The following is a 5020-nucleotide window of genomic DNA, read 5'->3' on the forward strand; positions in this document are numbered from 1 at the left end:
CCCCCCCCCCCCCCCCCCCCCCCCCCCCCCCACTACAAACCTAAAAACTCGATCTAGAACTGTGACAGTTGCGTAAGTCCTATGGATATCAACTATGAATGTGACAATTAAAGATATTGAATTGCTCAAAAATCTCCAACCTCAGCAAATCAGCTACTACTTAAAAACAAAAGGTTGGAAACAAGCACAACAAATTGACAGCCGCGCTATTATTTGGACAAGCAGCGATATCAAGCCAGAAGCCCCTCAAATCGTTCTACCTTTAAATTCCACTCTTCCTGACTTCCCCGTGTCAATGAACTTGATGCTAGAGACATTGGAGGTCATCGCAAATCGCTCTCAAATGGAAATTTTAGCAGATTTAATTACTGAAATTCCTAATACAACTATTCAGGGAATTGTGATTCAAATTCACACTCCTAACGCCGACAAATTAAGTGGCGAGATTACCTTATTAGGTGTCATTGGCGACCAACTGCGGAAAATTAAAACGGAACTTGCAGACAAAGACTACATCCTCGCCATCAAATCTTATCAAGAACGCTTGCCCGTTTTATGTACGGGAGACTTAATCAAAGAAAATCAAGTATTTATTGTCAAAAATACCCGGAATTTTACCCTAGATGACCAAGGGCAAAACTAACCAAGAAGATTAGTCTAAAGTCGAGGACATTAATCTGCCCGACTTTCCAATATCATCAAAAATCTTACTGGCTAAAACTCTAGCCAAATTCACAGGAACAGCATTGCCGACCATTTTGTATCCATCAGCAATATACTTGTACTTGAAAATAAACTCATCCGGGAAAGTCTGAACTCTCGCGCACTCTCGCACAGAAAGCCGACGGTAAGGCAGAGGCGAAGTGGGGTCAAAAATGCGTTTGTCTTTGCCAACCAAAATCATTTTACTAGCTTGAGGATGGAGAGGTGCGTGTCTGCCGCTTGCTTGAATTGTAAAAGAAGGTTCCGACCAACTTCTAACTCGATTGCGCGACATATAAATGCTGGAAAATCCCAAATCCGCACATTCGTGGTTTGGGACAGAATCGTGATAATTATCTAATTTACCCTTAACTGACATAGGCGCGATCGCCTTTAAGTCAAAAATCGCATCTTTCAGCGTCAAAACATCGGTTCCAGGTTCGGGAAACTCAAAACCAAAACCCAGAGTCTGCCGATAACCGATAACAATCACCCTTTGCCTATCTTGCGGGACACCAAAATTTCTAGCATTCAACAACTTGAACGAAACCCGATACCCAATTTCCTCAAACTGCGATAATATATAAGTAAAAGCATCCTTGTTTCTGGGAGCCAAAATACCGCTAACATTCTCAGCTAAAAAAAACAAAGGCTGCTTGTCCCGCACAATTCTGATATACTCCCAGAAAAGTTGACCCCGACTGTCATCAATCCCGCGTTTCGCCCCCGCTTCACTCCAACTTTGACAAGGAGGCCCGCCGATTATCCCAATACAGTTGGGAATTTCATCAGAATTAATTTTTCTGATATCTCTGCGATCTAAAATAGTTTCAGGATGATTGAAATTATACGTATCCCAAATAGACTTATCATATTCATTCGCCCAAACCGGATTAAACCCAGCCAAGCGAAAACCCAAATCCAACCCCCCACAACCAGAAAACAGAGAAATAATATCCAAAGCCACCTTTTTTCACCCGCAATAAATACAATAAATCAATTATAAACCTCTCTTTTATTAGATATCTACCTCTTTCTTCTCTCACTCTGCGCCCTCTGCGGTTAATAAAAAAATCAAATTCCCAAACAAACAGAATTTATAATCCTCAATGAATGCAAGTTCCCTCCTCAAATCTTACCAACACTTCGGCGTCCACCTCGGTCTCGAAAGAATCAAACAACTTCTAGAAAAACTAGACAACCCCCACCAAAAAGTCCCCATCATCCACATCGCCGGTACAAACGGCAAAGGTTCCGTCTGCGCCTACCTATCCTCAGTATTAACCGAAGCAGGCTATCGAGTCGGACGCTACACATCCCCGCACCTAATCGATTGGACAGAAAGAATTTGCATCAACCAAAAACCAATTTCCCCAACAGCATTGCAACAGTGTCTAGAACGAGTTGTCGCCGCCACCGAAAACAACACCGAAACTCCCACTCAATTTGAAATAATCACGGCCGCAGCTTGGCTGTATTTCGCTGAACAAAAAGCAGACATTGCAGTCATAGAAACTGGATTGGGCGGTAGATTAGACGCGACTAACGTTTGCGAAACACCTCTCGCTAGCGTCATTACTTCTATCAGTCTCGACCACTGGCAAATACTCGGCCCCACCGTGGCCGATATTGCTGGGGAAAAAGCGGGAATTCTTAAAGCAAAATGTCCGGCAGTTATCGGAGAATTGCCAGAATCAGCTAGAATAGTAGTAGAAAAACGCATTCAAGAATTAGACTGTCCGGCAACTTGGGTAAAACCAGCAATAGATTTAGGACAAGGATTTGCAGAATATCAGTTAAATCAAAATGCGGTTAAAATAAAATATCAATTGCCGCTGCTGGGAAAAATTCAACTAATGAATTCAGCAATTGCGATCGCAACTTTGCAAATTCTCCAAAACCAAGGATGGCAAATTTCCCCAACCGCCATCGAAAACGGTATCGCCAAAACCCAATGGCCCGGAAGACTCCAACAGACTACTTGGAAAAACCGCAAAATCCTGATTGACGGCGCGCACAATCCAGCCGCAGCGATCGCCCTGCGCGAATATGTAGATAATCTTAACAGTTCCCAGCCACCAATTAACTGGGTAATCGGCATTCTTGCGACGAAAGACTGCGATGATATTTTGAAAGCATTACTCAAAAAGGGCGATCGACTTTACCTAGTACCCGTACCCGATCCAAACTCATCATCCCCCAAAGAATTAGCCGCCCTCGCTCAAATTATCTGCCCCGAATTAACCCTCTGTCAAGCCTTCCCCGACTTAACAACAGCCTTAGATGCTGCTGTTGCAGGCGACAACCTAACAATTCTTTGCGGTTCCCTTTATCTCGTCGGCTACTTTCTGCAACAACAACAATCCCAAGCGTGAACGCATCATAATTATGTTTCTTCCTCAGTAAAGATAGGAGGCCACAATTCCGAAACGGACAATTCCCAACCCGGAAAAAGTTCTGCTACTGTTAAGATATCGCCATTTCCTAAAACAATCGGTTCACCAGTAGAACGATAAATAGTCACTGTTTCTTCATCAGGATCGATCAGAATTCCGACGGTCGCACCCAATTCTATAAACTTCAAAACCTTGGTTTCTATAAGCTTAATGCGATCGATCTGAGATTTAATCTCAACCACCAAATCGGGGACAAGTTCTCCAAAATAACGCGGACTTTGGCGCAAGCGGGCGGCGCGCACAAAAGAAACATCCGTTGCTTTGACATTCGTATCCGGCATGATGAAACCGCCTGCGGAGTCAAAGACTCTCCCCAAGCGACGGGGATAAACCCAGTTACCCAGCAAGCGAATCAAAATACTGCTGATTTCACTGGATACGATGTCTGACGGCCCCACAATTAAAAGTCTCCCGTCTTCTAGTTCAATTTTGTAATCTAAACCCGCTTCGGAAAAAAGGGTTTGAACTTGGTTTAAATCTTTGAGTGTCATCGCTGGCATAAGAATTTTCTCCTATTCCGATCTGAGCTTTGATTTTAAAACGAGTTAAATTTCTGAATATTTGAGGAATTTAGGCTATTTTTGTAGAAATCATCAATCAAGCTGAATGGAGAAAGGCGATCGCACGGGATAAATAAACCCGGTTTCTGGGATGAGCCATCGTTCTTATCAACAAACATTTACCTCTCAAATAGTCGAGATTGACTTATCCAGAGTTCTCATCCGACTCCGCCTTGTGGAGAGGCGGTAATTTCATCATTTAATAACTTAAAAGCTTATATCTGCTTATATATATAGCGGCACAGATTCCGATTATTTAATAATATGTCAAGTGGCAGAAAAAAGCAAGGGGCGATCGCAAAAAAGATTAATGCCTAATGCCCAATGCCCAATGCCCAATGCCCAATTTTTGTTACAATACAAGTGAGTTTATAAAAATTTAGAGATAGAAGTTTATGAGCAGCCTTATATCGGTGCAAACGCTAATTGAATATATAGAAGCTTTGCCAGCCCAAGAGCAAACTTTACTATTTGACGAGCTTTTCAGGCGAAACATAATCAAGCAGCTTCAGGAAAACAATACAGCAGCACTGAAGGCGTCTATCATTGGAGAAAGAGAAAAGTCGCGCCAAGAAAACAGCAAGCATACAGTTAAGACAAAAACACTCTTAACAGGTAACGCTACCTGCGACATTCGCGCAGCCGATCGCACTAACTTTGGGGGCGACCTCGACAGCTCAACTGCTCACATAATCATTAAAAACGAATCAGACAGAACAGTCAGTGCAGCGTTGCTGGGATGGCCCGAATGTAAAGCATTTGGCGAGACGCGATCGCAAGCACTGCAAAACCTTCACGATTTAGTAAATGCCCAGCTAGCCGAAGCTGAAATCGTCTCTGTCAAACTCACTTCTAGTCGATCGAACAATCCTTGGGTGAGGTTAGCTGGTAAGTATGAAAACGATCCGCATTACGATGAGGTATTGGCACACATAGAAGAATCTCGCCGCGAACTCGATGCAGAAACCGAAGCTTATTACAGTCAAATTGACGCTGCGGCTGAAACCAAATGAGCCGATACATACTTGATACGGATTGTTTCTCTCTTTGGCAACAGAATCATCCAATGATGGTGCAGCGGGTCGAGGTTAACGCAGAAAATCTTGCTGTAACTATCGCTAATCGTAAGGTGCGTCGCTCCCGAAAATTTGGTGATAATTTGAAGCTATTCGATGCGACGCACCTACAGTTAAAAGAGGTTAACGCAGAAAACATTGCTGTGACGATCGCTAATCGTAAGGTGCGTCGCTCCCGAAAATTTGGTGATAATTTGAAGCTATTCGATGCGACGCACCTACAGTT

Annotated in this window: 5 protein-coding genes and 1 pseudogene; 4 read left to right on the top strand and 2 right to left on the bottom strand. The window is 43.3% G+C overall.

What is annotated here, in order from left to right; all coding sequences use genetic code 11:
- Window positions 1-94 precede the first annotated feature (94 nt).
- Window positions 95-643, top strand: coding sequence for a hypothetical protein (locus tag QUA56_RS24180; RefSeq protein ID WP_333362691.1), 549 nt, complete (start codon window positions 95-97; stop codon window positions 641-643).
- 9 nt (window positions 644-652) lie between these two features.
- Here QUA56_RS24180 and QUA56_RS24185 read toward each other — a convergent pair whose 3' ends face one another.
- Window positions 653-1669, bottom strand: coding sequence for a DNA cytosine methyltransferase (locus tag QUA56_RS24185; protein WP_333362694.1), 1017 nt, complete (start codon window positions 1667-1669; stop codon window positions 653-655).
- A 142-nt stretch (window positions 1670-1811) separates the two neighbouring features.
- Between QUA56_RS24185 and QUA56_RS24190 the strand changes: the two genes are divergently transcribed.
- Window positions 1812-3077: a folylpolyglutamate synthase/dihydrofolate synthase family protein gene (locus QUA56_RS24190; RefSeq protein WP_333362697.1), complete on the top strand. Its 1266-nt coding sequence runs from the start codon at window positions 1812-1814 to the stop codon at window positions 3075-3077.
- Window positions 3078-3088: 11 nt separating this feature from the next.
- Here QUA56_RS24190 and QUA56_RS24195 read toward each other — a convergent pair whose 3' ends face one another.
- On the bottom strand, window positions 3089-3658 hold the full coding sequence (locus QUA56_RS24195) for a Uma2 family endonuclease (protein WP_333362700.1): 570 nt from the start codon (window positions 3656-3658) through the stop codon (window positions 3089-3091).
- A gap of 455 nt (window positions 3659-4113) precedes the next feature.
- On the opposite strand from QUA56_RS24195, the gene QUA56_RS24200 reads away from it, so the two are divergent.
- Both QUA56_RS24200 and QUA56_RS24205 read left to right on the top strand, forming a co-directional pair.
- Window positions 4114-4731 carry a hypothetical protein gene (locus tag QUA56_RS24200; RefSeq protein ID WP_333362703.1) on the top strand — a complete coding sequence of 206 codons (618 nt, stop codon included), beginning with the start codon at window positions 4114-4116 and terminating at the stop codon, window positions 4729-4731.
- Window positions 4728-5020: pseudogene (locus QUA56_RS24205) on the top strand (hypothetical protein); the annotation flags it as partial. The gene QUA56_RS24200 and the pseudogene QUA56_RS24205, both read left to right, overlap by 4 nt.

Origin of the sequence: Microcoleus sp. N3A4, from assembly GCF_036701805.1 — a bacterium.
Taxonomy (GTDB): domain Bacteria; phylum Cyanobacteriota; class Cyanobacteriia; order Cyanobacteriales; family Microcoleaceae; genus Microcoleus.